Origin of the sequence: Gordonia rubripertincta, assembly GCF_038024875.1 — a bacterium.
GTDB classification, from domain to species: domain Bacteria; phylum Actinomycetota; class Actinomycetes; order Mycobacteriales; family Mycobacteriaceae; genus Gordonia; species Gordonia rubripertincta.
Window position 1 is genome coordinate 1,755,022 of sequence record NZ_CP136136.1, and the last position, 26,093, is coordinate 1,781,114.

Annotated in this window: 25 protein-coding genes, 1 tRNA gene and 1 pseudogene; 17 read left to right on the plus strand and 10 right to left on the minus strand. The window is 67.9% G+C overall.

The window, feature by feature from the left end:
- The 5 genes from RVF83_RS07875 to RVF83_RS07895 all read left to right on the plus strand — a co-directional run bounded on the left by RVF83_RS07875 (position 1) and on the right by RVF83_RS07895 (position 4,770).
- A complete protein-coding gene (locus RVF83_RS07875) occupies positions 1–1,410 on the plus strand; it encodes a hypothetical protein (protein ID WP_143933867.1) in 1,410 nt (469 codons plus the stop codon).
- 122 nt (positions 1,411–1,532) lie between these two features.
- Positions 1,533–2,822, plus strand: a complete 1,290-nt coding sequence (locus RVF83_RS07880) for a lipase family protein (RefSeq protein WP_005194505.1) — start codon at positions 1,533–1,535, stop codon at positions 2,820–2,822.
- 100 nt (positions 2,823–2,922) lie between these two features.
- Positions 2,923–3,597 carry a hypothetical protein gene (locus tag RVF83_RS07885; protein WP_005194507.1) on the plus strand — a complete coding sequence of 225 codons (675 nt, stop codon included), beginning with the start codon at positions 2,923–2,925 and terminating at the stop codon, positions 3,595–3,597.
- Positions 3,598–3,754: 157 nt separating this feature from the next.
- Positions 3,755–4,186: an organic hydroperoxide resistance protein gene (locus RVF83_RS07890; RefSeq protein WP_005194509.1), complete on the plus strand. Its 432-nt coding sequence runs from the start codon at positions 3,755–3,757 to the stop codon at positions 4,184–4,186.
- A 110-nt stretch (positions 4,187–4,296) separates the two neighbouring features.
- Complete coding sequence (locus RVF83_RS07895; RefSeq protein WP_005194511.1) at positions 4,297–4,770, plus strand: Dps family protein; 474 nt, start codon at positions 4,297–4,299, stop codon at positions 4,768–4,770.
- A 106-nt stretch (positions 4,771–4,876) separates the two neighbouring features.
- On the opposite strand, the gene RVF83_RS07900 is transcribed toward RVF83_RS07895, so the two are convergent.
- Complete coding sequence (locus RVF83_RS07900) at positions 4,877–5,410, minus strand: hypothetical protein (protein WP_039879870.1); 534 nt, start codon at positions 5,408–5,410, stop codon at positions 4,877–4,879.
- 206 nt (positions 5,411–5,616) lie between these two features.
- Between RVF83_RS07900 and RVF83_RS07905 the strand changes: the two genes are divergently transcribed.
- The 3 genes from RVF83_RS07905 to RVF83_RS07915 all read left to right on the plus strand — a co-directional run bounded on the left by RVF83_RS07905 (position 5,617) and on the right by RVF83_RS07915 (position 9,987).
- On the plus strand, positions 5,617–7,071 hold the full coding sequence (locus RVF83_RS07905; protein ID WP_005194515.1) for a hypothetical protein: 1,455 nt from the start codon (positions 5,617–5,619) through the stop codon (positions 7,069–7,071).
- 65 nt (positions 7,072–7,136) lie between these two features.
- Positions 7,137–8,510 carry a DUF2252 domain-containing protein gene (locus RVF83_RS07910; RefSeq protein WP_005194517.1) on the plus strand — a complete coding sequence of 458 codons (1,374 nt, stop codon included), beginning with the start codon at positions 7,137–7,139 and terminating at the stop codon, positions 8,508–8,510.
- 70 nt (positions 8,511–8,580) lie between these two features.
- Positions 8,581–9,987 (plus strand): dipeptidase, encoded by a 1,407-nt coding sequence (locus RVF83_RS07915; protein WP_005194519.1) that lies wholly within the window; start codon positions 8,581–8,583, stop codon positions 9,985–9,987.
- On the opposite strand, the pseudogene RVF83_RS07920 reads toward RVF83_RS07915, so the two are convergent.
- A pseudogene (locus RVF83_RS07920) lies at positions 9,984–11,046 on the minus strand (acyl-CoA dehydrogenase family protein). The gene RVF83_RS07915 and the pseudogene RVF83_RS07920 overlap by 4 nt on opposite strands.
- 196 nt (positions 11,047–11,242) lie before the next feature.
- Here RVF83_RS07920 and RVF83_RS07925 point away from each other — a divergent pair.
- Both RVF83_RS07925 and RVF83_RS07930 read left to right on the plus strand, forming a co-directional pair.
- Positions 11,243–11,698, plus strand: a complete 456-nt coding sequence (locus tag RVF83_RS07925; RefSeq protein ID WP_005194525.1) for a helix-turn-helix transcriptional regulator — start codon at positions 11,243–11,245, stop codon at positions 11,696–11,698.
- Positions 11,699–11,873: 175 nt separating this feature from the next.
- Positions 11,874–12,548, plus strand: coding sequence for a serine hydrolase domain-containing protein (locus tag RVF83_RS07930; protein ID WP_005194526.1), 675 nt, complete (start codon positions 11,874–11,876; stop codon positions 12,546–12,548).
- A gap of 31 nt (positions 12,549–12,579) precedes the next feature.
- Here RVF83_RS07930 and RVF83_RS07935 read toward each other — a convergent pair whose 3' ends face one another.
- Complete coding sequence (locus RVF83_RS07935; RefSeq protein ID WP_005194532.1) at positions 12,580–13,194, minus strand: lipocalin family protein; 615 nt, start codon at positions 13,192–13,194, stop codon at positions 12,580–12,582.
- 141 nt (positions 13,195–13,335) lie between these two features.
- Complete coding sequence (locus RVF83_RS07940) at positions 13,336–13,761, minus strand: DUF7144 family membrane protein (protein ID WP_005194534.1); 426 nt, start codon at positions 13,759–13,761, stop codon at positions 13,336–13,338.
- A 200-nt stretch (positions 13,762–13,961) separates the two neighbouring features.
- Between RVF83_RS07940 and RVF83_RS07945 the strand changes: the two genes are divergently transcribed.
- A tRNA-Pro gene (locus tag RVF83_RS07945) sits at positions 13,962–14,035 on the plus strand.
- A 105-nt stretch (positions 14,036–14,140) separates the two neighbouring features.
- Here RVF83_RS07945 and RVF83_RS07950 read toward each other — a convergent pair.
- The 4 genes from RVF83_RS07950 to RVF83_RS07965 all read right to left on the minus strand — a co-directional run bounded on the left by RVF83_RS07950 (position 14,141) and on the right by RVF83_RS07965 (position 18,617).
- Positions 14,141–14,332 carry a hypothetical protein gene (locus RVF83_RS07950; RefSeq protein WP_005194536.1) on the minus strand — a complete coding sequence of 64 codons (192 nt, stop codon included), beginning with the start codon at positions 14,330–14,332 and terminating at the stop codon, positions 14,141–14,143.
- A 12-nt stretch (positions 14,333–14,344) separates the two neighbouring features.
- Positions 14,345–15,040 (minus strand): haloacid dehalogenase type II, encoded by a 696-nt coding sequence (locus RVF83_RS07955; RefSeq protein WP_005194537.1) that lies wholly within the window; start codon positions 15,038–15,040, stop codon positions 14,345–14,347.
- A gap of 34 nt (positions 15,041–15,074) precedes the next feature.
- On the minus strand, positions 15,075–16,070 hold the full coding sequence (locus RVF83_RS07960; RefSeq protein WP_005194539.1) for a metallophosphoesterase: 996 nt from the start codon (positions 16,068–16,070) through the stop codon (positions 15,075–15,077).
- A 96-nt stretch (positions 16,071–16,166) separates the two neighbouring features.
- Positions 16,167–18,617 (minus strand): penicillin-binding protein, encoded by a 2,451-nt coding sequence (locus RVF83_RS07965; protein WP_005194540.1) that lies wholly within the window; start codon positions 18,615–18,617, stop codon positions 16,167–16,169.
- Positions 18,618–18,923: 306 nt separating this feature from the next.
- On the opposite strand from RVF83_RS07965, the gene RVF83_RS07970 reads away from it, so the two are divergent.
- Positions 18,924–19,235, plus strand: a complete 312-nt coding sequence (locus RVF83_RS07970; protein WP_035754718.1) for a WhiB family transcriptional regulator — start codon at positions 18,924–18,926, stop codon at positions 19,233–19,235.
- An 87-nt stretch (positions 19,236–19,322) separates the two neighbouring features.
- Here the strand turns inward: RVF83_RS07970 and RVF83_RS07975 are convergent, their stop codons facing one another.
- Both RVF83_RS07975 and RVF83_RS07980 read right to left on the minus strand, forming a co-directional pair.
- Positions 19,323–20,417 (minus strand): ArsA family ATPase, encoded by a 1,095-nt coding sequence (locus RVF83_RS07975; protein WP_005194543.1) that lies wholly within the window; start codon positions 20,415–20,417, stop codon positions 19,323–19,325.
- Positions 20,417–21,487, minus strand: a complete 1,071-nt coding sequence (locus RVF83_RS07980) for an ArsA family ATPase (RefSeq protein ID WP_005194545.1) — start codon at positions 21,485–21,487, stop codon at positions 20,417–20,419. Before RVF83_RS07980 ends, RVF83_RS07975 begins: the two co-directional genes overlap by 1 nt.
- A 43-nt stretch (positions 21,488–21,530) precedes the next feature.
- Here RVF83_RS07980 and RVF83_RS07985 point away from each other — a divergent pair, with 43 nt between their 5' ends.
- From RVF83_RS07985 to RVF83_RS08005, 5 genes are all read left to right on the plus strand, one after another.
- Positions 21,531–21,695 carry a DUF4177 domain-containing protein gene (locus RVF83_RS07985; protein WP_004022081.1) on the plus strand — a complete coding sequence of 55 codons (165 nt, stop codon included), beginning with the start codon at positions 21,531–21,533 and terminating at the stop codon, positions 21,693–21,695.
- Between the two features lie 2 nt (positions 21,696–21,697).
- On the plus strand, positions 21,698–22,171 hold the full coding sequence (locus RVF83_RS07990) for a RidA family protein (protein WP_005194553.1): 474 nt from the start codon (positions 21,698–21,700) through the stop codon (positions 22,169–22,171).
- 7 nt (positions 22,172–22,178) lie between these two features.
- On the plus strand, positions 22,179–22,940 hold the full coding sequence (locus RVF83_RS07995; protein ID WP_005194555.1) for a TSUP family transporter: 762 nt from the start codon (positions 22,179–22,181) through the stop codon (positions 22,938–22,940).
- Between the two features lie 119 nt (positions 22,941–23,059).
- Positions 23,060–24,619 (plus strand): MFS transporter, encoded by a 1,560-nt coding sequence (locus tag RVF83_RS08000; RefSeq protein WP_005194557.1) that lies wholly within the window; start codon positions 23,060–23,062, stop codon positions 24,617–24,619.
- A gap of 75 nt (positions 24,620–24,694) precedes the next feature.
- Positions 24,695–25,975 carry an MFS transporter gene (locus RVF83_RS08005; protein ID WP_247602410.1) on the plus strand — a complete coding sequence of 427 codons (1,281 nt, stop codon included), beginning with the start codon at positions 24,695–24,697 and terminating at the stop codon, positions 25,973–25,975.
- Positions 25,976–26,093 lie beyond the last annotated feature (118 nt).

Sequence of the window (26,093 nt, forward strand, 5' to 3'; positions counted from 1 at the left end):
ATGAAGCGAACCCGGCCGTGGATGGCTGCCCTCGCGCTCGTCGTGTCGATGTCGGTTGCGTATCCCGCAGCAGCACATCCTGATTCGCCGATCAGCGGTCTGGGACCGGCGGATACCTCGCTGATGCACGGAGATCTGGCGTCCACCGACACGACCGGGCATCGAGGGCCGGGACGCGGTGCGCGCCTCGCCGCGTCGTCGATCCCCGGCGGTGCCTGCGCGGCGACCTTCGTCGGCAGCGACGGGATGCCGGTCGCGCTGTGCACGCAGTTCGTGGCGCTGTCTCCGCCGACGTTCGCGGCGCCGACGGTGGTCCTGTTCGACCCCCGTACGGCACAACCACTGGCGTCGACGCAACTGACCAAGGGTGGACTGCTCGGGGGTGTCTACGGCTACCTCGACGACCGTGACCGCGTGGTCGTCGCCGACGGGTCCGGTTCGATTCTCCGTGTGGCGCATCGAATGACAGCGTCGGGTTGGCGGGTCTACGTCGACGACCGCGTCGACGTCGCAGGCCACATCCCGGCCGGTGACGCGATCACCGGTCTTGCACCGGATCTCGACGGCCGGATCTGGTTCGCGACGACACGCGGCGTCGTGGGAACGGTGGACGAGGCCGAGCGTGTTCGCTCGACGCGGCTACCGGCAGGGGAGGAGCTCGGCAACGGACTCTCCATCCGACGATCGGGCGCGTCGATCCTCACCACCCATGCGCTCTACGAGATGCGCGCCGAACCCGACGCCGCGCCGAAGATCGTCTGGCGCCGCGCGTACGACCGTGGTCCCGGTCGGAAGCCCGGCCAACTCACCTGGGGATCAGGCACCACGCCAACGTATTTCGGACCCGACGGGGATGGCTGGGTCGCGATCGTCGACAACGCTGACCGGCCGGACCTCCGGGTCTTCCGCAGTGACGACGGGTCCGAGGTGTGCCGCATGCGCGCCTTCGGACGATCCGGGCCGGGTACCGAGAACTCGCCGATGGCGTGGGGGACTTCGCTCGTCATCCCCAGTACGTACGGCTACCAGTACCCGCCCATGGCGGTGACCGGTCCCGCACTGCCCGCGGACGCGCCGTTCGTCGGCGGCATGACCCGCATCGACGTCGGTGAGGACGGGTGCGAGCGGGTCTGGGAGAACGCCGACCGGGTCGCGACGCTGCCCAAGCTCTCGCGGACCGACGGCCTGATCCACGCACTCGGTTACGGCCCGCTGGTGCCGGGACTTCCGCAGCAGCTGGGCCCCGTCGACTATGTCGCAACGGATTTCGCGACCGGGCGCCGCGTCGAGACCGAGCGTGTCGGCACCGCGCCGCTCGATGAACCACTCGAACTGACCGGGACCGTCACCGCTGACGGCACGCTCTGGCAGGCGACGGTCGGACGGATGCTCAAGATCTCGCCGGGATGATGGTCCCTTCGATACGTCCTCAGCAGGCCGGAGCAACCCAGGCAGCGGGGCTGCCGATCACAACACGCCGGATGAGAGCCCAGTCGCTTGACTCAACTTACTGTGGGGTAGGTTACTCGCCCATGAAGCTGAAGTCGGGAACGAGCGCTGGGTCGCGCCGCAGGTCACGCCTGCGAAAGACCACGATCGCGGGTGCGGTGGCAGCGGCGTGTGCGGCAGCCGTGATCAGTCCGGCGCCGGACGCGAGTGCGGCCGATTTCTACACACCTCCGGCATCCTTCGCCGGCGAACCCGGCTCGGTGATCCGGAGCCAGCAGATCCCGCTGCTCCTGCAGATCCCGGGCGCGCCGAATCAGTGGCCGGGCACGGCCCGCAAGGTCATGTACACCTCGACCTACCAGGACGGCGCGCCGGCGGCGGTCACCGGGACCGTCGTCGAGCCGACCGTGCCGTGGACCGGGAAGGGTCCGCGCCCGACCGTCGTCGTCGGTCCCGGCACCATCGGCCAGGGTGACCAGTGCGCGGCGTCGAAGTTGATGAGCCTGCCGATGTCCATCGACATCACCAAGCCCAGCATCGGCGTCAACTACACCGCGCCGGAGATGTTCTACATGCTGCTCAACGGTGTCCGGGTCTTCGTCACCGACTACATCGGCATGGGCACCCCGGGCATCCACACCTACGTCAACCGTTCGGAGACCGGCCACGCCATGATCGACGGCGCGCGGGCGGCATTGCGCGCATCCGGTGCCCCGGCCGACGCGCCGGTCGGCTTCATCGGCTACTCGCAGGGCGGTGGCGCAGCCGCCTCCGCGGCCGAACTCGCCGCGACCTACGCGCCGGAACTGAACGTCCGTGCCAGTTATGCCGGCGCACCGCCCGCCGACCTGGAGAAGGTGATCCCGGCCATCGACGGGAGCACCATCGCCGGAGCCATCGGCTTCGCCGTCAACGGCCTCACCCAGCGGTATCCGGTGGTCGCCGACGTCGTGCAACGGGAGACCAACGCCTCCGGAAAGGCTGCGCTGAAGCAGATCTCGACGAGCTGCATCGGCGACATCATTCCCGCCTTCGGCTTCCAGCAGACCAAGAACTGGATCCGCACCGGTGAGACGCTCTCCTCGGTGATCGCTCGGTCGCCCGAGGTACAGAAGATCGTGGGCGAACAGCGCATCGGACGCCTGAAGCCGAACGCGCCGGTCTTCCTCGAAGGCGGCCTCAACGACGACGTGATCCCGCACGGTCAGGTCGCCCAGCTTGCCGCGGACTGGCGTGCACAGGGCGCCGACGTCCGGTTCGTCACGGACCCGACGCCGCCGATCCTGACCAAGTCGATCGTCAACCACGTGGTCCCGATGCTCGGCACCTTCGTGCCCGGCATGGAGTTCGTCCTCGGCGAGTTCCGGAAGTAGTCGGCAGAACACAACCAGAACAGAAACCACGGACAGGGCCCGCCGGCATCGCGCCGGCGGGCCCTGTCCGTACCCGGGGCTTGGATGGCAGGATCGAGGAATGAACGATCCGCACGGGGCGGGGGACCCCCACGATCGCGACCCGGAACGCATCCCGACCCAGGCCGAGCTCGACGCCGAGGACCTCGCCGAGCTGGAACGCTCGTCGCGCGACCACGACCAGTCGGCGCTCTATCCGCCGCGGCCGGCCGACCCGGGCCGTCCACCGGTGGCCCTGGCACTCCACGCCCGCGTCGTCTGGTGGGGTGCGGCGGTCATCGGGCTGATCCTGGCGGTCTACGGTTTCTTCAGCCTCGGCACCATCACCGACGACCTGCGGCAGCGCCTCCTCGAGGGAGTCGTGACCGACCCGGCCAACTCCGCACCGGAGGACCAGGTCGAGACGCTCGCCGGATTCTTCCCGCCGTTCATGCTGGTCATGATCGTCGTGGTGCTGGTGATCGAGTACCTGCTCCTGATGGCCGCGGTGACCCACCACAGCCGACACTGCCGCAACTTCTTCCTCGCCGCTGTGGTGGTCCATCTCCTCTGCATCCCGGTCGGCGTCGACCTCCTCTTCCGCTATCCCGACATCTCGTCGACGATGGTCGTCCTCAGCTGGGTGCAGTTCGCGCTGCTGGTGATCGCCGCGCTGCTCACCGTGCGTCGGTCCGTCAACACGTGGCTACCGGAGTCGACCCGGATGAGGCCGACCCGCATGATGCGCGGCCGCTGACACGGGAGTGTCGTATCGCTGCTGACACTCGGCGGCCGGTTTGTAACCCCCGCCACCAGGCGGTTTGGTCGGAATGAATCCGGGTACAGCTCGGTTGGACAGAACGTTGGTTCTACACAGTTGAACATCCACCGACCTGAACCCAGGAGGATCTCCGATGGCGATCGAACCCGTCTACACCATCTCGTCCAAGGCATCCGGCGGCGGACGCGACGGTGAGGTGGTCTCGGCCTCGGGCCAGATCGACCTCGACCTCCGACCGCCGAAGGAGATGGGCGGCAGCGGCGACGGCTCCAACCCGGAGGAACTCTTCTCGGCCGGCTACGCGGCGTGCTTCCTCGGAGCACTCCGGGCCACGTCGAAGGCGGCCGGCAGCCCGGTGCCCGACGACTCCACCGTGAACGTGACCGTCGGCATCGGCAAGGACCCCGCCGACGGCGGCTTCGGTCTGACCGTGGCGATCGACGTCTCCATCCCCGGGGTCGACGAGGCGAAGGCCCAGGAGCTGGCGAACAAGGCACACGAGTTCTGCCCGTACTCGAAGGCCACCCGCGGCAACATCGAGCAGAAGGTCACCGTCACCGTCTGACGCCGGCCACCCGAACCAGTCGTTCTCTCCTCCAGACGGGGCGTCGTGCTCAGCCTGAGACGGCGCCCCGGTAGCACTCCCAGATATGACAAGGAAGGACGTTCTTGATCATGACGACCCCCATCACCAGCACCCTCACCGACGAGCAGCAGTCCGTGGCCGGGAAGGCCCTGCAGGACACCCTCGTCGACATGCTTGACCTCACCCTGATCGCCAAGCAGGCCCACTGGAACGTCGTGGGAAAGCAGTTCCGCTCGGTGCATCTCGATCTCGACGAGCTCGTCAGCGTGGCGCGTGAGTTCACCGACGCCGCCGCCGAGCGCGCAACCGCCATCGGAGTCAGCCCGGATGGTCGTGCCGAGACCGTCGCGAAGACCGCGAACACCAAGGGCTTCGGCGAAGGCTGGACCAAGGACACCGAGGTCGTCGATGCCATCGTGGAGAACCTCAAGGCGGTCATCGACGGTCTCCGCCAGCGCATCCAGGTCACCGAGGAAGCCGACCCGGTGACGCAGGATCTGCTCATCTCGTTCGCTTCGAAACTCGAACAGCTGCATTGGATGTGGCAGGCGCAGTCCGCCTGACCAACCGGATGAGCCCTCGATCGGGCCTCTCACAGCAACGAACCCCGTCGGTCACAACCGGCGGGGTTCGTTGTATCCGAATGTCTGGTAGGTGGTCGACGCGACGTCAGTCGCCCGCGGGCTCGCCGACCTTCGTGCCGGCGACCTCGGCATCGGTCGTGGTCGTGGTCGTGCTCGGATCGTCGTCGGCGTAGGAATCGCGGAAGGAAACACGCGGGGTCGACGCCGAGTGGTACAGCGCGATGCCGGCGAAGACCAGTGCGGCCAGGATGAAGATCGCCGAGGCAGCGATCGTGACGATGTGGACGACGGTGGCATACACGCCGTCGAGTGGCCCGACCGCGATTGCTCCGGCGGCGGCGAGGACCGCACCCAGCAGGGCCCAGACCGCGGAGCGAATCCACGGCGCCACCACCGATGCGTAGAAGAGACGTTGATAGATGGAGAGCGAGAACTCGTCCACCGCTGCCAGCCGGACCTCGTCATCGCCTGCGAGATCGCGCAGTTCGCGCGCCAGTGCCGTCTGTCGTTGCAGGGTTGCGGACTCCCGTTCGCGGTAGCGCACGAATGCAGCCGCACCGAACGCCGACGCGAGAAGTCCCAGCCCGACCATCACACCCCAGTAGTCCACGGCACACACGCTACAACGCGGCGCATGACCGCTCGTGAACCAGGTCACAGAGCGTCTGTCCGTGCCGGTCACGACGGGGCGGGCCGGATGTCCATGCTCGACGGGGTCGTAGGGACGCGCGACCGCTGATACGTTGGGCCATCGTCTGCGCCAACGCTGGCCGCGACCCGTCCGACCCCCGGTCGAGCGGAGCCGAGGACGGGAGGAATGCACAGGTGACGATCCGGATGATCGGGGCGTCGATCGTCTGCGTGATGGTCGGGCTCTTCATCAGCGCATCGGCGGGGCAGGCGGATACCGACGGGGTCGTGGCGTTCGCCGAACCACGGCCGGGTGCCGCCGTTCTGACCGGCGCGGAACCGGATTCGATCCTCATCAGCCGCGAGTTCTACTCCCGATCCGACGAGGCGATCCTCCTCGGGGCGGGTGCGCTCGGCGATCCCGGGACCCGGAAGCGCGTCGCGGCGGCCGCCGGCGAGAAACACGTCCCCGTGCTCACCGTGCGCCCTAAGACCGTGCACAGCGTCGACGAGGAGTTGCGGCGCCTCGGTGTCCAGCGGGTGGTCCGCGTCGGCGAGATCGACGGCCTCGACGACAGACGGTCTTCGATCGACCTCGAGGGCCTGCGCGGCAACCCGCGCCCGAGAACGGGCGAGCCGATCGTGATGGTCGCCCGCGGTACCCCGATGGACGCGACGCTGACCGCCCGTTCCGCGGGGCGTGTCGTCGAAGTGCCCGTCCCCGACCCCAGGGCCGGTACCGACGCAGTCGCCGCGGTGAGCGGCGCATCGCCGACGACCGCGATCCGCGCGGTCGGTCCCGCCTTCGGCGACGACAAGGTCTTCGCGGCACGTGTCGATCAGGCGCGTCGGACACCGGAGCTTCCCGGCGGCGGACAGATCGTGTTCCCGGGCCGTCGGATGGTCGCGCTCTACGGTTCGCCCGACGCGCCGGCGCTGGGACCGCTCGGTAGGCAGGGCATCGAGGCGTCGATCGACCGTGTCCGACGACTGGCAGCCGACTATCAGCGGGTCAGCGCCGAGCCGGTGATCCCGGCATTCGAGATCATCGCTACCGTCGCCTCGTCGGAACCGGGCGAGGGTGCCCGGTACACGAACATGCTCGACCCGGCCGTGCTGCGGCCGTGGGTGGAGGCGGCCGGACGCGCCGGGGTGTACGTGACCCTCGACCTCCAGCCCGGACGCATGGACTTCCTCGAGCAGGCCCGGCGGTACGCGGACCTCCTCGCGCTGCCGCACGTCGGGCTGGCGCTCGACCCCGAGTGGCGTCTCAAACCGGACCAGGTGCACCTCACGCAGATCGGTTCCGTCGAAGCAGACGAGGTGAACCGCACGTCGGAATGGCTCGCGGGGCTGGTGCGGGACCGGGGACTGCCGCAGAAGCTGTTCGTACTGCACCAGTTCGACGCCGGGATGCTCGCCCAACGGAAGAACATCATCACCGATCGACCCGAACTGCAGGTGGTCCTGCACGCCGACGGGCACGGGACACCTCCGGTGAAGATGGAGACATGGCGCAGATTGCTCGACGATCTGCCCGCGGGAGTGTGGATGGGCTGGAAGAATTTCTACACGGAGGACAAGCCGACGTTCTCGCCGGCGACGACCATGGCGGTCGCGCCGACACCCTGGTTCGTCTCGTACCAGTAGCGCCGGGAGGCCCACCTCCGGGCTCCGACCGGCGCCCGGGACACGCTCCACTGGGAGGAGCCCCGGTGACCACCACCCCCGCCGACCTGGCCGCCTGTCCGACGCGCGGCGAACGTGCCGACCCGCTGACGATCCTCGCCGCGCAGGCGCGCAACCGCGTGCCCGAACTCATCCCCGTCCGGCACGCGCGGATGGCGGCGACACCGTTCACCTTCTATCGCGGCGCCGCCGCGGTCATGGCCGACGACCTGTCCCGGACCCCCGACACCGGCATCATCACCCAATTGTGCGGGGATGCACACCTCAGCAACCTCGGTCTGTTCTTCAGTCCGGAGCGTCGAATGGTCTTCGACCTCAACGACTTCGACGAGACCCACATCGGGCCTTTCGAATGGGACGTGAAACGACTGGCCGCGAGTTTCGCGATCGCGGGGCGCAACAACGGGTTCGACGACAAGGTCAACCGCAAGATCGCCAAGACGGTGGCGAAGGCCTACCGCCGGACCATCAGGCGAAGTGTCTCGATGACGACGCTCGAGTGCTGGTACGCCGGAATCGATGTCGAGTCCATGTTCGCGGATCTCGGCGATCGCCTGGACACCTCGGTGACCCAACGGACGCAGAAGGCGCTGCGCAAGGCCCGGCACCGCAACAGCGCGCAGGCCCTGGCCAAACTCTGCGAGATCGACCCGGATGGCAACGCGCACATTCGTAGTGACCCGCCCTTGTTGGTCCCGCTGACGGAACGCTTCACCGACGAGGACGCCGGCGTCGTCGAAGCGCGGGTCCGGGAACGTGTCGACAGTTACCGGGCGACGCTGCCGTTGCATGTGCAGACCCTGCTCGCTCAGTTCTCCCTCGTCGACATCGCGTTCAAGGTCGTCGGAGTGGGCAGTGTCGGGACCCGCGCGTGGATCGTGCTGATGATGGGCAGAAACCTGGAGGACCCGCTGTTCCTCCAGGTCAAGGAGGCGCAGCGGTCGGTCCTCGCCGACCACGTGCCGTCTTCGGGCTTCGACAACCAGGGACAACGCGTCGTCGAGGGGCAGCGGCTGCTGCAGGCGGCCAGTGATCTCTTCCTCGGCTGGTCGACGGGACTCGACGAGAACGGCGATCGCCGCGACTTCTACGTGCGGCAGCTCCGCGACGGCAAGGGGTCGGTCGTCGTCGAAGCGCTCGAACCCGATGCGATGAAACTCTATGCGCGCCTGTGCGGAATGGCGCTCGGTCAGGCGCACGCCCGCACGTCGACCCGGTTCGACATCGCTCGGTATCTCGCCGAGACAACGGGTTTCGCCGACGCGATGGCAGAGTTCTCGATCTCCTACGCCGATCTCAACGACGCCGACCACGTCCAGATGACGGCGGCAATAAACCGTGGCGAACTGAGCGTGTACGACCTGGCCGCCGCGGGAGTGAACGCAGAGGGAAAGAGCTGAATTCGGCCCGGCTGTGGTACACAGGCGGCAGGGCGAACCGACAGTCGAGAGCCGACAGGGAGACGTGTGCATGGACGACGCGACATTGCGGGATCGGGTGCGGGAGTTGATGCCTCGCGCGAAGTCGGATCTGGCGGAGATGGTTCGGTTCCGGTCGGTCCACGACCCACAGCAGTTCCCGCCGGAGGAATGCGACGGCATGGTCGACTGGCTGCTCACGGCATTCCGTGAGCTGGGCGTCGGCGATGTCGCCGCGCACGTGACCAGCGACGGTTCCAAGGCCGTCACCGGGCAGATCCCCGGTCCGGAAGACGCGCCGACGGTCCTGCTGTACTTCCATCACGACGTGCAGCCGCCGCTGGGCGACGACGAATGGGATTCCCCGGTCTGGGAGCTGACCGAGCGCGACGGCCGCTGGTACGGCCGCGGGGCCGCCGACTGCAAGGGCAACATCGCCGTACATCTCACCGCGTTGCGTTCGCTTGCCGGCGAGTTCGGGGTCACCGTGAAGATCATCGGCGAGGGCTCGGAGGAGCAGGGGACCGGCGGACTCGAGCATTTCGCGGTCGAGAACCCTGACCTCCTGCGCGCCGACGCCATCCTGATCGCCGACTCCGGCAACTTCGCCGTCGGCAAACCGAGCCTCACCACGACGCTGCGCGGCATCGCCAACATCGACGTGTCGGTCGAAACCCTGGAATCGGCAATGCACTCCGGAATGTTCGGCGGGGCCGCACCCGATGCGCTCGCCGCCCTCATCGCGATGCTCGCCACCCTCCGCGACGATCACGGCAACACCACCATCACCGGTCTCGATGCCGACGCCGAGTGGCCCGGCGTGTCCTATCCGCCCGAACAGTTCCGTTCTGATGCAACGGTTCTCGAAGGCGTCGAACTCGTGGGGTCCGGATCGGTGTCGGACATGGTGTGGGCGCGGCCCGCGGCGACGGTGCTCGGCATCGACTGCCCGCCGGTGGTCGGGTCCTCCGCCGCCGTTCAGCCCCGGGCGCGGGCACGCATCAATCTGCGCGTGCCACCGGGGATGGACCCGACCTACGCCCAGGACGCCCTCATCGAACACCTCACGGCGGTCACCCCGTGGAATGCGCGGGTGTCCTTCGAACGCGAGGCGGTGGGATCGCCGTTCGTCGGTTCGACCTCCGGGCCGGCCTACGAGGCGCTGACCGACGCGCTGGCCACCGCCTACGGCAGCGAGGTGCTGATCCAGGGGCAGGGTGGGTCGATCCCGCTGTGCAACGTCCTGCAGAGCACCTTTCCGGACGCCGAGATCATGCTGTTCGGAGTCGAGGAACCGCAGTGCCTGATCCACGCACCGAACGAGAGCGTCGACCCGACGGAGATCGAGCGGATCGCCCTCGCCGAGGCTCTTTTCCTGCGTGATTACGCGTCCCGCGCGGCGGAGGCCCCGAAATCGGAGGCCCCGAGATCGGCCGCCATCACCGCGGGCGAGGTCTAGCGGGAGTCGGGTTCGCCGGCGAACCTCCGGACCAGGAGGTCCTTCAACTCGGGTCGGCTCGCCGCGACGAGGACGAACGACGCCTCCCGGAACAGACGCTCGGCGTCGCTGCCGCGGAGCAATGCCTCGCCGCCGCGTGCCGCGACGAGGGCCGCGACCGCCTCGAGAGCGAGCCCGGCGGCGTCGGCGCGAGCGGCCAGCAGATCCGTGGCGTCGTCCATCGCCGAGTCGAGGACCATCCGCGCGTCGTCGGCACGCTCGCGGAGACGTCGTGCGGCCCGCGCCTGCCCGGCGACGTCGAGAAGTGCCGTGCAGCGCCGGACGAGCCCGAAACGGCAGCGTGCCGTTGAGGCGGACACCGACGTTCTGGTTGGCGAAGAACTCGTCGACCGTGACGCGACTGACGACCCGGGCGTCGGGAATCGCGAGGCTGTCGACCTGCAGTGACACAGTCGACGTCGCTGCCGCGGCCGTCAGCTCGACCGGGGATGCCCGAATGGTGCCCGGGAGCTCGGCGGTGGGGAGGATCGCGGCGATGACGTTGTCGGTCCTCCTGTCGCGGGCGGAGATCTGCAGGAGGTCGACGACTCCCCAGCCGCTGACGAACGGGGCATGCCCGGCGAAGACCCAGCCGTTGTCGGTGCGGGTGGCGGTCATGCGAGGCGGGGTCGGGACAACGCCGGCGTAGGCGACCCCCGCACGTAGTCGACCCGTGATGGTCGGTTCGAGCAGTTCGTCGCTCAACGATCTGTTCGCGGTTCGCGACAGCGAGATGACGACACCGTGATGCTGGAGCCAGGTGAACGCGGTCGACAGGCAACCGCTGACCAGGACCTCCAAGATCTCGGTGACCTCACCGAACTCGAGCCCGGGTCCGCCGGCCTCGACCGGCGCGGCGATCGCGTACAGGCCGGCCTCGGCGAGTGCCCGCCAATGGGATGGCGGGACGACGCCGGTCCGGTCGACCTCGGCGGCGGCCGGGAACAGGATGTCGTCGGCGACCCGAAGGGCCTCTGCTCGCAGGGTGCTCCGGCGCGCGGCCGGGTCCTGAGTGCTCATGGAGTCCACCGTACGTCGCAGTAGAACGTGGACGTATGACCCACTCCCTGAGCGAAGTGGATAGGGAAAGTTCGCGTCCCGCAGCACAATCCCGTGACAAAGACCCGTCGATTTGGGACCAAAGGCCCAAGACCGAGGGGCGACCCGTCGGTAATCTTTGTTGTGGGTCGGAGGGGGCTCTTGTGAAAGGAATCAGGTGGGCGCAGGTCCCAATGGTGGTGACGGGCAAGTGATGAGCATTGCGCCGGAACGTGTTTCGCACAGTGAACGCGTTTCTCGTGACGGGGTGTCCGACTTGCGTACCAGTGAGCGGTATCTACGTGCCGCGGTCACCGACCTCATCGAGCGTAATTTCCGCGACCCAGATTTCAGTGTCGAGGTCGTGGCACGGCACCTTCACGTGAGTCGCCGGCATCTCTACCGCGTTCTCGCCGGCGGCCCGACGTCGCTGGCCGAGATGATCGCCGACCGCCGTCTCGAGTGGGCGCGCCGCCTGTTGACCGGTCCGGGGAACCTGAAACTCGAAGCGGTGGCGCATGCTTCGGGCTTCGCCTCGACGGCGACGATGCGCAACCGCTTCCGCGCCAAGTTCGGTCTCACACCCGACGAATTCCGGCGCACCGCAATGGCGGCCGACGCAGAAGCCAGTTAAGAGAGTTCGGCGCAAGCACTTTGGGTGCTTGCGCCGAAACCGTATGGCGCCGCCGTTCGGGGCCCATCATGAGTCGATGCATCCCCATTAGCTGATGCCGGAATTGTCGGGTTTTGGCACGGTGGCGTCTCTCGCGTGATACGACTACATCGCACGTCCGTCATGGAGCGGGCCGATGGAAGGCGTACAGCGTGAAGAGCTTCCGATGTCGGCTGCCGGCCTCGTGGTGGAGAAAGTGGAGGACAAGTCCCTCGCGCAGGTGTTCACCGACCGGTTCTTCGGTCCGCTCGGCCTGACCCGTACCGCGCTTCCCGCCGCGACCGACACGACCCTCTCGGCGCCGTTCTCGCACGGATATCAGTACGGTCCGCTACAGGTCTCGGACAAGCCGATGACGCCCGAGGAGACCGCGGCGGCGAGAGCCGGGTCCCTGCTACCCAACGATGTGACGGTGATGAGCCCCTCGTGGGCCTGGGCGGCCGGCGGCGTCGTCTCGAGCGCCGACGACCTGATGACCTGGATCAAGGCGTTCGTCGGCGGAGATCTTCTCGACGACGCCAACCAGCAGCTCTGGTGGGACAGCATTCGGATCCAGCACGAGGAGGATCCCCGGGTGTTCTACGGCTACGGGATCACCGAGGTCCGGTTCGGAGAGAACCGCCTCACCTATCACGAGGGCCAGCTTCCCGGTTTCAACACGATGGCGGTCCATGACGAGGCCAACGACGTCAGCATGGTCATCTGGACCAATCTCTCGGTCACACAGGACGTCGACAATGCGTTCACCGTGATGGCCAGACTGCTACAGCACATCTACAACACCCCGGCGGACACACCACCAGCACGGTGAGGGTGTCCGCCGACGGCCTACGGGGTAGATCTCAGATCGTGCACAGCGGCGAATAGTCGCTGCGCCCACCGGTTGTCGGTGAGACGAGGAACGTGCACGGGTTGAAGCCGACCTTCTCGATCTCCTTGGTCAAACGGCGCAGCTCGCTGTTGGAGACGACCTTGTCGCGAGAGAGCAGAAATCCCGACGCGCGACTCGGATCGCCGACGATCGAGTACTTGTAGGGGCCGTCCGGGTTCTCGCCGTCCTCGATGTGGGCGATGATGTAGTTCGGTGCCCCGTTGGGGTTGATGCTGGCCGGTGTCTGCGGGAACCGAACACTCAACTGGGCGTTCGACTTCGTGTCGACGACGGTGGCGCGGCCGAGCACGCCGCCCTTCATGCCCGTGGGTCCGGTGCACTGGTTGTCGACGCCGATGGTCTTCTCGTCGATCCGGGTGTAGAAGGCGCTGGTGTCCTTGGCGCAGGTGACTCCCCAGAACGAGGGGACGGTGGCGAGCTGCCACCACTTGCCGAGGTAGCGGTCGACGTCGACCTTCTCCACCGGGGCGAGGGGCGCGGCCTGTGCCGAACCGGTTCCGATCACGTAACCGAGTCCGACGACGATGCCGGCCACGAGGGCTGCGAGGGTGCGTGTGACGCGCATGGTGTTTCCTTTCGTGGCCCGATCATCTCCGTCGAGCCCCAATGGGCTGTCGGGAAGGGTTCGGATCACTGCGGGTCACGGATGGGTCGGGGGCACCCGGCAGGCCTCGTCGGCCGGCATCGACGCTGGTGGAGCTGGAGATTACAGGTTGTAGGCGTTGTTCGGGTTCCAGGTGGAGACCGCCCAGATGACGATGAGGTCGAGGACGATGATCAGGATTGCCCACGCCGGGTAGTAGGGCAGCCACAGGAACTGGGCGATGATCGACAGCGAGGCGATCACGATGGCCGCGATACGCGCCCAGTCGGCGCCGACGGCGAGACCACCGGCGATGAGGATGCCGACGATGCCGAGGATCAGGTGGATCCAGCCCCACGTGGTGAGGTCGAACTCGAAGACGTAATTGCGGCCGACGACGAACAGCTCGTCGTTGGCGATCGCCGAGATGCCCTGGAAGACCGAGACCAGACCGGCGACGAACAGCAGCGCGGCGGCGACGATCGAGATGCCGAAGGCGAAGCCCTGCTTGGCGGACGAGTTCGCCTGCTGATCGGTGGAGGCGCTCATGATGGCGTCCTTTCGTGTGGGGTGTACACCGGCGCCCAGGGATCCTGAACGACGGCGTGGGGCGTTGTTGCGGATGGACCTTAACCAAGAATGGGACGTCCGACCCGCAACCCACAGCGTTTCGCTCACTTCGGGCACATCTTTGACCAGGCGATTTAGTACTCGGCGGGGGTCCGGTATAAGCTATCGCAGGCTACACACGGGGTGTGGCGCAGCTTGGTAGCGCGCTTCGTTCGGGACGAAGAGGTCGTGGGTTCGAATCCCGCCACCCCGACAGAGATCGACCACGGTCGGTCAGCAAGATGTGTTGGTTGAGACACAGCAGTGAGACCCCGGTCCGCGCCAGATGCGGCCGGGGTTTCCTCGTTTGCGGCGCCATTCAGGCGTCGTGTTCGTATGCTGTGCGACCGCCGATGTGGGCGAGGATCTCCGGGTCGTCGGTGACGAACCGGTCGACCTCCTCGCCGCCGTCGCAGCGCAGCAGGCTCACCGTCACGCTCTCTGCGCCGCGGTGGACGACCCGCCAGCCGGCGCCGGAGTCCTCCCAGCGCCGCAGGTCGTCGAGGGTCATGGCCGTGGCCGCTCAGCAACCGAGCTGTCGGGCGAGGTCCAGCAGATCCGGCGCGTGGAAGTCGTTGTCGGGTGACCCGGAATCGTCCTTGGGCTCGCCGCCCCACTCGTCCGGGCGCTCGATGAACGCGGTGCGCAGACCGAAGGAGCGTGCGGCGTCGAGGTCGGCCTGGTGCGTCGCGACCATCATCACCTCGTTCGGCTCGACCTCGAGGAGTTCGGCCAGGCCGCAGTAGGTCTCGCGTGCGGGCTTGTAGTGCCGCCAGAGGTCGGAGCCGCCGATGACATCCCACGCGAAGTCGTTGTGCCGGGCCATGTCGGTCAGCAGCGCCACGGTGCCGTTGCTGAGCGCGCACACGACGAAGTCGCGCTTGAGGCGTCGAATCCCGTCCGCGGCGTCGGGCCAACCAGGGATGGCACGCCACGCACGTACGAGCGCGCGGCGCTGATCGGCGTCCAGGGTCACGTCGAAGGCTGCTGCGACCTCGTGGAGGGTATCGGTCTGCAGATCGTCCAGACGTCGCCACGGGAGGTCTCCGGCCTCGACCCGCGCGAGGATCGGTGAGTAGCGACGACGCCACTCGCGGGCGAAGTCGGCGGCGTCGACGTCGGGCACGGTGTGTGCGACGGCACCGGAGATCCCGGTGAGCCAGTCGGTGACCGTCCCGAAGGTGTCGAACGCCAGGACCTTCACCCCGAGGGAGTTCACGAGTCGGCGCGCTCCCGGCGTGTTCGCTTGCCCGTCACAAGGTCTCGCGGGCCAGCTGCGGCAGTGACTGGTCGGCGTCATAGTCGGCGTCGCCGTGCGAGACCGGGGTGAGGGTCAGCAGGCTGGCCTCCGGGCGGCAGCAGAAGCGTGCGGGCGCGTACGGTGAGGTGCCCAGTCCGGCACTGACGTGCAGCTTCATCGACGAGCCCCAGTTCGACGGGCCCTTCACCCGGGAGCGGTCGATGTGACAGTTGGTGACGAGCGCGCCGAAGAACGGCAGGCACAGCTGACCGCCGTGGGTGTGGCCGGCCATCACGAGGTCGTAACCGTCGGCGGCGAAGCGGTCGAGGACCCGCGGCTCGGGCGAATGCGTGAGGCCCAGGCGCAGGTGCGCGAGCGGGTTGGGGCGGCCGGCGATGGTCTCGTAGCGATCCCGCTCGATGTGCGGATCGTCGACGCCGGAGGCGACCACGCGGACCCCGCTGACCTCGAGCTCACGCACGGTGTGCGTGGCGTCCAGCCAGCCGCGTTCGGTGAACGCCGCCCGGAGATCCTGCCAGGGGAGCGGTTCGCCGTGCGTCCGCTGATGGTCCTTCTTGAAGTACTTCATCGGGTTCTTCGGCTTGGGGCCGAAGTAGTCGTTGGACCCGAAGACGAACAGGCCCGGCCGCGACAGGAGGCCACCGAGGGACTGGATCACCGCGGGCACTGCCTGCGGGTGCGCGAGGTTGTCGCCGGTGTTGACCACCAGGTCGGGTTCCAGGGCCTCGAGCTCGGAGATCCACGCCTGCTTGAGTCGCTGGTTGGGCATCATGTGCAGGTCGCTGATGTGCAGGACCCGCAAGGGCGAGGCGCCGGGTTCGAGGACCGACAGCGTCGTGTGGCGCAGGGCGAAGGCGTTGCGCTCGATGACGGTCGAGTAGACGAGGCCGGCGGCGGCCAGCCCCGCGGCACCGACGAGTGCGCGCGAACCGACCCCGGAACCGGACGAACCGAGGCGTGAGCGGAAGTCGAGTTCGGAGTGCTGCATCTGTTCAGAATACGCACCTCCGAGCCCGTGCCCACCCCCTTCGGTGGGCCGCACGGACGGCCCGCCGTCAGAAGCAGAGGCCGCCCGGCCCGTGACTCAACCGGGCAGCTGGATGACGACGGGTCCGACGCCGGGAACGACGACGGTGGTCTCGGTGGGACCGTTGCCGCTGTCACCGCCTGCCCGTCGACCGTTGCTCACATAGATCGTCACCGTGCTGCCGGGCATCGCGGAGTCCGACGGCGCGGTGAAGACGACGGTGCCCTTCGGGCGGCCGCTGTCGACCTCGAGCTCGTTGACCTTGAAACCGTCCCGCTGGAGCCGCGAGGTGGCCTCACTGGCGGTCAGGCCACTGACCTGCGGAATCCGGCCGCGATCGCTGCCGCGCCAGTATTCGCGGTCGACCGGGGGCATCCGGACCGGGCCGAACTTGGTGGCCACCGGTTTCATCGCCTGGAACCAGGTGCGTGCGGGTTCCATGCCGCCGTACAGGTCGCCGTCGTAGCAGGATCGGAGCGGGCTGCTGCAAACACCCTGCGGGTTCGGGCCGTCGCTGTAGACGTAGGCGGCGCCGGCGATCTGGTTGGTGAAACCGATGAACGCGGAGCTGCGGTGAGCTTCGGTGGTACCGGTTTTGCCCGACATCGGGAGCGTCCAACCGGCCGAACCGGCCGCACCTGCCGCGGTGCCGCCGCCCTGGTCGTCCTTGCTGAGCGCGTTGGCGAGGGTGTCGGCGAGGCCCTTGTCGACGACCTGTTCGCAACCCGGCGAGTTGAACGGGACCGAGGTGAGGGCGCGTTGTCCGTCGGGGCCGATCACCGGGTTGCCGTACTGGTCGCGCTTGACGCGGCTGATCGCCTTGATGGGGTTGGGCGGGCACCAGACCCCGCCGGAGGCGAGGGTCGCGGCCACGTTGGCGAGTTCGAGGCCGTTGAGCGGGAGGGGGCCGAGGGTGAACGAGCCGAAGTTCCCGTCCTTGACGTATTGCGCCATGCTCTTCTCGCCGTAACCCGACGAGCCGGGCACCGTGTAGGAGCGGAGCCCGAGGCGGACGGCCATGTCGACCGCCGGCTTGACGCCGACCTGCTGCAGCAGCTTGACGAAGGCCGTGTTCGGCGACTGGGCGAGTGCATCGGTCACCGACAGCGACGCCGGGTACCGGCCGTCGTTCTTGACGCAGTACGAGTTCACCGGACATCCGTTGGCGCCGGCGCTGTTACCCATGCCCTCCACGGCGACGAAGCCGGGGACCGGAATGCTCGAGCCCGCACCGAGGCCTTTTTCCATGGCTGCGGCCACGGTGAAGATCTTGAACACCGAGCCCGCGCCGTCACCGACCGTGGAGAACGGCTGCGGCTGCATCGTCTCGCCGGCGGCGAGGTTCAGACCGTAGCGGCGGCTCGACGCCATCGACAGCACGTCGTGCGACTTGTCGCCGGGACGGATGGTGCTCATGACGTCGGCGACGCCGTCGGCGGTGGGACTGGCCTGGGCCTTCACCGCGCGATCGGTCGCGCGCTGGACGTCGGGATCGAGGGTCGTCTGGATGATGTAGCCGCCGCGCAGAACCGAGTTGCGTGACATGCCGTTCTCGGCGAGGAACTGCAGTGCGTAGTCGCAGAAGAAGCCCTCGTTGTCGGCGGCGATGCAGCCCTGCGTCGGCGTCCGCGGACGCGGGAGCACGCCCAGCGGCTTCTCCTTGGCTGCCACCAGCTCGGCGCGTCGTTCCGGGAAGTTGTCGATCATCGTATCCAGCACGAGGTTCCGGCGGGTCAGGGTGCCCTCGGCGTTGCTGTAGGGGTTCAGCGCGGAACTGGACTGGACCATGCCCGCGAGCATCGCGGCCTGCTCGACCTGGAGATCCTTGGCCGGGATGCCGAAGTAGGTCTGCGCGGCGGCCTCGATGCCGTAGGCGTTGTTGCCGAAGGGGACGACGTTCAGATAGCGGGTGACGATCTGCTTCTTCGCCTCCTGCTTGGCGGCGGCGTCGTCGAGGCCCTTGTCACGCTTGGCCTGGTCGATGAGGGTCTGCTCGAGGGTGAGCGCCATGCGCACCTCCCGCAGCTTGCGCGCGGGGGTCGTCTCGACCGCGGCCTGGCGATCGGCGTCGGTGCGGGCCAGGACGAGCAGTTGATAGTTCTTGATGTACTGCTGGTCGAGCGTCGACGCACCCTGCTGGACCTCGCCGGACGACGAGTTCTTCAGCGCCGCGCGGATGGTGCCCTTCCAGTCGACGCCGTCGTGCTCCAGGAAGCGCCGGTCCTCGACGGAGATGATCGCGCGGATCATGTCGGGCGAGATGTCGTTGTATCCGACCTGATAGCGGTACTGGTCGAACAGCACCGCGATCGGCTTCCCGTTGACGTCGGTCATGGTGGTGACCTCCGGCAACGTGCCGTTCAGTAGTTCGGAGGAGACGTTCTCGACTGCCGCTGCCGCCCGGTTGGAGACGACGCCGACCCCACTGGCCACCGGATAGAGAAGGCCCGCGACGAGAAGGCCGGCCAGCAGGCTCGCCCAGGCCAGTGACCACAGCTTCTTCGACATCACCCCGACAGGATACGTGCGATCGGCCGGAACATCGTCCAGCCTCGCCCCCGGGGATCCGCGCTGCCGTTGTGCATGGACACGATCCCGGCGCAAACCCGACCGCGCGTCAGCGCAACCCTCCGATCGGATGAGTTTGCACGGTGGTCCCACTTTGTTGCGCTCCAGGGGTTGCGCACCCATGCACAGATCCCTAGATTGAGTGCAGAATGTGACTCACTTAACAGTGAGTTGTAAATGTGGTCTGAGCAGCGAGTTGAGTCCCGAGCTCGGGGCTATGCGGAACACGACAAGTAGGGGTGGCGGATGGCGACAGCGGCAGTTTCTACCGGAGAAGATCGCTTGGCCTGGGTGGCCAAGGCGCGATGCCGGGGCGGAGACCCGGACGATCTGTTCGTGAGAGGGGCAGCTCAGCGCAAGGCCGCGACCATCTGCCGGCACTGCCCGGTACAGCTCGAATGCGGCGCAGATGCCCTCGACAACCGCGTCGAGTTCGGTGTGTGGGGCGGCCTGACCGAGCGTCAGCGCCGCGCCCTCCTGCGCCAGCACCCCGAGGTCACCTCGTGGTCGGCGTTTTTCGAAGCCCAGCGTCGTCGCCAGCGCGCCGACGCGGTCTGATCACCGCAGACCCTTCAGTCAGAGCAATTCGGCTCGGCCGGCAGATGCCGGCCGAGCCGAATTGTCATCAGTGGGCGGGGAGAGGACTCAGCCGCGTCCGGTGATCTGCTCCGCCACGGCGCGGAGGGCGGTCACGTCCGCGACCTCGAACGGCAGCGCCGGGACCCCGACGATCGGGACCCGCGGATGGGCGGCCGTGAACCGTTGCAGCAGATGGAGTTCGCGCTTTCCGGTGGCGGCGCGATCGGCGTGAATCTGCAACACCCCGCGAGTCAGGTCGTCGGTGACCGACTCCAGTGCCACCAACGCCGCCTCCTCGTGGATCGAGGTGAGGTTCGGGTGGGTCCGGTTGAGGATCAGACCCGCGAGCGGCATCGTCTCCTCAGACAGTCGGTCGACGAAGAACGCGGCCTCACGCAGGGCGTCTGCCTCGGCTGCCGCGACGACCGCGAACTGGGTGCCCGGCTGCTTCAACAGTTCGTAGGTCTTCAGCGCCCGATCCTGGAAGCCGCCGAACATCGAGTCGAGCGATTGGACGAACATCGCGACATCGCGAAGCATGTCGCCGCCGATGATGGTGGAGACGCCGCGCATCGCCAGGCTCATCGCGCCGGTGACCATGCGGCCCACGCCGCGTCCGCCGCCGACCAGAACCTTCATCAGGCGGCCCGACAGGAACGAACCGAGACGCTGCGGGGCATCGAGGAAATCGAGTGCGTTCCGTGAGGGCGGGGTGTCGACGACGATGAGATCCCAGTGGTCCTGCTCGAGCAACTTGCCGAGCTTCTCCATCGCCATGTACTCCTGCGTGCCGGAGAACGACGACGCGACCGTCTGATAGAAGGCGTTCTGCATGATCGCCTCGGCGCGTTCCGGAGTGGAGTACTCGAGCACCATCTCGTCGAAGGTGCGGCGCATGTCCAGCATCATCGCGTCGAGGGTGCCTTTGCCCTCGATCGGCACGGGCTGCGGCTCGTTGGTGAGCTCGGACATGCCGAGTGACTGGGCGAGCCGCTTGGCCGGGTCGATGGTGAGGACGGCGACCGTGCGCCCCTGCTCGGCCGCATACATCGCCATGGCCGCCGCGGTCGTGGTCTTGCCGACGCCGCCAGCGCCACAACAGATGACGACACGGGTCCCGGGGTCGGTGAGCACCGTCCCCATCTTGAGGTCGAGTGGCATCACGCACCCGCTTTCTGGAGGAGGTTGGCCAGCTCGTAGATGGAACCGAGGTCGATGCCGTCGCCGAGGGACGGCAGTTCGAGCGTCGGCAGTTCCACCTCGTCGAGCTGTGCCTTCGCGATCTGCTGCGCCTGCAGACGGGTCGCATGTTCGATCGTCTCGGTGAGCAGGCCGGACAGGTCGCCGTCGGCGAGCTTCACCCCGGCGGCCTTCAGGTTCTCCTCGATGCGCGCGGCATCGATCTGGCCCTCGGCGATCTCGTCGATGGCGTCGGCGGGCAGGTGCGGGGCGCTGACCCGGTTGATGATGAGGCTGCCGAGGTTGAGGTTCTTGCCGCGCAACTCGTCGATCGCCTCGATGGTCTCCTGGATCGGCATCGCCTCGAGCAGCGTCACCAGATGGACGACGGTCTCCTCCGAGTGCAGCAGGCGGACGACGCCCTCGCTCTGATTGCGGATCGGACCGGTCTTGGCGAGGTCGGCCATCGCCTGGGTGACGTCGAGGAAGTTGCCGATCCGGCCGGTCGGCGGTGCGTCGACGACCACCGCGTCGTACACGCGGTCGCCCTTCTTGTCGGTGTGGATGATGCGCTCTTTGATCTTGCCGGTGAGCAGCACATCGCGCAGGCCGGGCGCCACCGTGGTCACGAAGTCGATGGCACCGATGCGCTTCATCGCCCGACCCGCGAAGCCGAGGTTGTAGAACATGTCGAGGTATTCGAGCAGTGCGTGCTCGATGTCGATGGCGAGCGCCGACACCTCGCCGCCGCCCTCGGCGGTCGCGATCCTGGTGTCGGTCGGCGGCAGCGGCGGGATGTCGAAGAGCTGCGCGATGCCCTGGCGGCCCTCGGTCTCGACGAGGAGGACCTTCTTGCCGTCGGCGGCCAGCGCGAGTGCCAGCGCCGCCGCGATCGTCGTCTTACCGGTTCCGCCCTTGCCCGATACGAAGTGCAACCGGGCGCGCGATGCCGCGTCCGGCCACTCGTTGTCGACAGTGACTGAAGACTTGTCTGTCACGCCGGAATCGAGACCTTCCCCCGCCCCGGAACGTGAGCCCTGTTCATTGGCCACCGCAACACCTTATCCATTCATCGTCGGCAGTTAGGGTGAGTCCATGAGTGAAGTGACCGCGTGGGAATACGTGACGGTGCCGCTGCTGACGCACGCAACCAAACAGATCCTCGATCAGTGGGGTGCCGACGGCTGGGAACTGGTGTCGGTGCTGCCCGGCCCGACCGGTGAGCAGCACGTCGCCTACCTGAAGCGACCGAAGGGCTGAGCATGGCTGCGACCTGGACGGATCGACTCGCCGAGCTCGGCATCGCGCTGCCCGATGTGGTGCCGCCGGTGGCCAGTTACACGCCGGCCGTGCGGACGGGCAACCTCGTCTACACCTCGGGGCAGCTCCCGATCGTCGACGGCGAACTCTCGGTCCACGGCAAGGTGCACGACGGTGCCGAGGGCGTCGTCCGTCCGGATGAGGCCACCGCCGCGGCTCGCGCCTGCGCGCTGAACGCGCTCGCGGCGGTGCACGCGCTGGTCGGCATCGACTCGGTGGTGCGCATCGTCAAGGTGGTCGGCTTCGTGGCGTCCGCTCCGGGCTTCACCGGGCAGCCGAAGGTCATCAACGGCGCATCGGACCTGCTCGGTGAGATCTTCGGCGACGCGGGCGTCCACGCCCGTTCGGCTGTCGGTGTCGCGGAGTTGCCGCTCGGTGCACCCGTCGAGGTGGAACTGATCGTCGAAGTGGCCTGACGTCTCCTTGGACGTCGCGCTACTGATCGTCGCGGCCGCCGCTGCCGGCTGGGTCGACGCCGTGGTCGGCGGCGGGGGACTGGTGTTGATCCCCGCGATGCTGATCGCTCAGCCCGGCCTGCCGACGGCGACGGCTCTCGGCACCAACAAACTCGCCGCCGTCTTCGGTACCGCGTCGGCCGCCTGGCGCTATGTGCGGCACGTGCGGATCGACCTGCGCCGGCTCGTCCCGGTGTTCGTCGCCGCGCTCGGGTTCTCGGCTATTGGTGCACTGGTGGCGATCTCGCTGCCGACGGAGATCTTCACGCCGATCGTGCTGGTGATGCTCGTCGGCGTCGGGCTGTTCGTCGCGCTGAATCCCGGGTTCGGCGGTGACGCGTCGGCGGGACCGCGGTCGCGGCTGTCCACGATCGCCGGTCTGGTGATCGCCGGTGTGGTGATCGCGTTCTACGACGGGGTCATGGGGCCCGGTACCGGGACCTTCCTCATCATCAGCCTCACCGCGCTCGTCGGGACGTCGTTCCTGGAGAGTTCGGCCATGGCCAAGGTCATCAACACCGGCACCAACCTCGGGGCGCTGACGGTCTTCGGGCTCCAGGGAAATGTGCTGTGGCTCTTGGGTCTCGGGCTCGCGGCAGCCAACATCGTCGGCGCCCAGATCGGCTCGCACATGGCCATCGGACGCGGTAGCTCCTTCGTCCGGTGGGTCCTGCTCGCCGTCGTCGTGGTGATGGTCGGGAAGCTCGGGTACGACCTGATCACGGACTGATCCTCCGGCCGGCACCACCAAACGCCGAACCTGGGGCCGCCCGCGGACTTATCCTCGTCATCGGGTCGGTCGCATGCGTCACCCGATGCTTCGACGGCCGCCCGGCGAGGCGGTGCGGAATGACCGATGCCACGACTCCCGGAACAGCCGCGCCGCTGTCGGGGAAGCAACGGGTCCTCGCCCTCCTGCTCGCGATGGCCATGTTCGTGCTCGTCGTCGACACGTCGGTCATGAACGTCTCGATCTCGGCCGTGGTCCGCGACCTGGAGACGACCGTCAGCGGCGTGCAGTCCGCGATCGCGCTGGAGGCCCTGGTCTCGGCGGCGTTCATCCTGATCGGCGGCAAGGTCGGCGATCTCATCGGACGACGCCGCGCCTACGTCCTCGGCCTGCTCGGGTACGCCATCGGAGCGATGGCAATGGTGTTCGCGCAGGGACTCACGGCCATCGTCGTCTTCTGGGCAATCATCGGCGGCATCGGGGCGTCCCTCCTGTTGCCCGCGATGCAGTCGCTCGTCCACGGGAACTTCACCGGCGACGACCAGAAGCGGGTCTATGCCCTCGTCGGTGCGGCCGCGGCGATCGCGGCGGCGGTCGGCCCGCTGCTCGGCGGCTTCATCACGACCTATCTGTCCTGGCGACTCGCATTTCTCGGCGAGGTCGTCATCATCGCGATCGTGTTGTGCGGCATCGGGCTCGTGCGCGATGTCGAGTTCACCGGGCCGCGCGGCGTCGACCTCGTCGGTGCCGTGCTCTCGGTGATCGGCATGGGGGGCATCGTCCTCGGAATCCTGGTCTGGCAGGAGGGCGGTGAAGCCGTCGGAGCACTGCTGGTGGTCGGGGCCGCCGCGCTCGCGGGATTGACCTGGTGGTTGATTCGTCGGCGACGAGCCGGCCGGCCCACTCTGCTCGACCCGGACCTGTTCCGGTCCAAGCCGTTCCGGATCGGGGTGAGTCAGCAACTGCTCCAGCAGATCGCGCTCGGCGGCATCATGATCGCGTTGCCGATCTACCTGCAGATGGTGCTCGAGTACGACGCGATGCAGGCCGGGCTGTCGTTGGCCCCCTTGTCGCTCAGCATGTTCGCGGTGGCCTTGCTCGCCGGTAGGAAGGCGGGTGAGCGACCTGCGTCGACCATCGTCCTCGTCGGCTTCGCGCTCCTCACCGCGGGCATCGCCGTGCTGATCCCGATCGTGCCGCGCGCCGAATTCGGCTGGGGACTGGTCATCCCGCTCCTCGTGGCCGGTTCGGGCCTCGGGCTGCTGGTCTCCCAACTCAACGACTACACGCTGGGGCCGATGAGCGAGGAACGCGTGAGTGAGGCGGCCGGGACGAACTCCGCCGCCGGGTCGTTCGGACTCTCCTTCGGCCTGGCCTGTGCCGGCGCGGTCCTGCTGGCATCGCTCGCGTTCGGTTTCACCCGCGCGTCGGAATCGAGCACGGTGCTGGAACCCGCCGAGCAGCAACGTGTCGCACAGGTGCTCGACGACGACGCGCAGGTCATGAGCAACTCCCAACTGTCCGAGCTGCTCGCCGCGCAACCCGAGGACGTCCGGGCCGAGATCCTCCGGATCAACACCGACGTCCGCCCCGTGGCGTTGCAGGTTGCCCTGGTGATCCCGCTGGCCGCGGGTGCACTCGGAACCCTGAACTCGTTGCGCATGCGGCGCGCGGGTTGAAATGACTTGGTGGTCTCGCGCCGGAACGTCGATGCTGTGGAGGTGAACGCCCCGAGTGAGTCCGTCGCCGATCCGATGCGTGCCGCGATCCAGCGCCGCACCGTCGTCCTGCTGTGCCTGGTCCAGGTCCTGGGTGGCGTGTCCATGGGCGGGGCACTGGCCCTCGGTGCGATCCTCGGTGAAGAACTGTCCGGGACCGAGTCGCTGGCCGGTCTGCCGACGACGGTGTTGACCCTCGGTGCGGCGGCGGCCGGCCTGCCGTTGGCCGCCCTGGCGTCGGCGCGGGGTCGGCGACCCGCACTCGCCACCGGTCTGCTCGTCGCCGCGGCGGGCACGATCATCGTGGCCCTCGGCGTGGATCGGGGTTGGTTCCTGGTGATGCTCGCCGGGATGATGGCCCTCGGGTCGGGCACCGCGGTCAGCCTCCAGGCGCGTTTCGCGGCAACCGATCTCGCTGCGCCGGAGACCCGGGGACGTGACCTCTCGCTGGTGGTGTGGATGACGATGGTCGGCGCTGTCGTCGGTCCCGCGCTCGTACCGCTGGGGGCGACGGTCGCGGGATGGGTCGGGATGGCCGACCTGGCCGGTCCGTTCCTGTTGGGTGCCGTCGGATGCCTGTGTGCCGCAACCGTACTCCTCCTCGGGTTGCGACCCGATCCGCTGATCGAATCCAACCGTGGGTATTCGGATCCGAGGGCGAGACCGGCACTGGCCGAGGGGCTTTCGGCGATCGTGCACAACCCCTCCGCCCGAGCGGCATTGGCGGCGGTGGTCTCGGCGCACGCGGTGATGGTCGGGGTGATGGCCCTGACTCCGGTCCACATGCATCACGGTGGCGCATCGGTGACGCTCGTCGGGTTGTCGATCAGCGCCCACATCGCCGGGATGTACGCGCTCTCGCCGATCATGGGCGTCCTGGCCGACCGCTTGGGGCGGGTGCCGGTCATTCTCGGCGGGCAGGCGGTGCTGGTGGCCAGTTGCGTCGCCGGGTTCGTCTTCGTCGACTCGCAGGCCGGCCTCGTCGTCGCGCTGGTGTTGCTCGGCATCGGGTGGTCGGCGTCCACGGTCGCGGCGTCGACCCTGCTCACCGATGCCGTCGACACGACGAGACGCGCTGCTGCACAGGGTGTCTCGGACACGTCGATGAGTCTCGCGGGGGCCGGCGCGGGCGCGCTCGCCGGAGTCGTGGTGGGGGCGTTCGGATACGCCGCCCTCGTCCTGGGTGCCGGGACGATCGCCGTCGTCACCGCCGCGTACGTCGTCGCCGACGGTGCACGCGGGCGACGACCGCCGGCGATGGCCTGGAGTTCGGGCGAAGGCGGGGCCGAGGACGTGAACGAGGCGGCCGACGAGTAGTCCGTGCCAGGGGACCCCGGTCGCCCGGGGCCGAGGAACAGGAACAGGTGACCTCCGCGAACTACGCGTGGTACCTGCACGTGTGGAACGACAGCCGGTCGTGGAACCCCTTCGAGGG

Excerpts from the sequence above, each read along its gene's own strand:
- RVF83_RS07875 (WP_143933867.1), top strand. The coding sequence starts at position 1 with ATGAAGCGAACCCGGCCGTGGATGGCTGCCCTCGCGCTCGTCGTGTCG.
- RVF83_RS07965 (WP_005194540.1), bottom strand. The coding sequence starts at position 18,617 with ATGTCGAAGAAGCTGTGGTCACTGGCCTGGGCGAGCCTGCTGGCCGGC.
- RVF83_RS07885 (WP_005194507.1), top strand. The coding sequence starts at position 2,923 with ATGAACGATCCGCACGGGGCGGGGGACCCCCACGATCGCGACCCGGAA.
- RVF83_RS07880 (WP_005194505.1), top strand. The coding sequence starts at position 1,533 with ATGAAGCTGAAGTCGGGAACGAGCGCTGGGTCGCGCCGCAGGTCACGC.
- RVF83_RS07975 (WP_005194543.1), bottom strand. The coding sequence starts at position 20,417 with ATGCCACTCGACCTCAAGATGGGGACGGTGCTCACCGACCCCGGGACC.
- RVF83_RS08000 (WP_005194557.1), top strand. The coding sequence starts at position 23,060 with ATGACCGATGCCACGACTCCCGGAACAGCCGCGCCGCTGTCGGGGAAG.
- RVF83_RS07930 (WP_005194526.1), top strand. The coding sequence starts at position 11,874 with ATGGAAGGCGTACAGCGTGAAGAGCTTCCGATGTCGGCTGCCGGCCTC.
- RVF83_RS07915 (WP_005194519.1), top strand. The coding sequence starts at position 8,581 with ATGGACGACGCGACATTGCGGGATCGGGTGCGGGAGTTGATGCCTCGC.
- RVF83_RS07890 (WP_005194509.1), top strand. The coding sequence starts at position 3,755 with ATGGCGATCGAACCCGTCTACACCATCTCGTCCAAGGCATCCGGCGGC.
- RVF83_RS07970 (WP_035754718.1), top strand. The coding sequence starts at position 18,924 with ATGGCGACAGCGGCAGTTTCTACCGGAGAAGATCGCTTGGCCTGGGTG.
- RVF83_RS08005 (WP_247602410.1), top strand. The coding sequence starts at position 24,695 with ATGCGTGCCGCGATCCAGCGCCGCACCGTCGTCCTGCTGTGCCTGGTC.
- RVF83_RS07895 (WP_005194511.1), top strand. The coding sequence starts at position 4,297 with ATGACGACCCCCATCACCAGCACCCTCACCGACGAGCAGCAGTCCGTG.
- RVF83_RS07960 (WP_005194539.1), bottom strand. The coding sequence starts at position 16,070 with ATGCAGCACTCCGAACTCGACTTCCGCTCACGCCTCGGTTCGTCCGGT.
- RVF83_RS07950 (WP_005194536.1), bottom strand. The coding sequence starts at position 14,332 with ATGACCCTCGACGACCTGCGGCGCTGGGAGGACTCCGGCGCCGGCTGG.
- RVF83_RS07940 (WP_005194534.1), bottom strand. The coding sequence starts at position 13,761 with ATGAGCGCCTCCACCGATCAGCAGGCGAACTCGTCCGCCAAGCAGGGC.
- RVF83_RS07985 (WP_004022081.1), top strand. The coding sequence starts at position 21,531 with ATGAGTGAAGTGACCGCGTGGGAATACGTGACGGTGCCGCTGCTGACG.
- RVF83_RS07990 (WP_005194553.1), top strand. The coding sequence starts at position 21,698 with ATGGCTGCGACCTGGACGGATCGACTCGCCGAGCTCGGCATCGCGCTG.
- RVF83_RS07935 (WP_005194532.1), bottom strand. The coding sequence starts at position 13,194 with ATGCGCGTCACACGCACCCTCGCAGCCCTCGTGGCCGGCATCGTCGTC.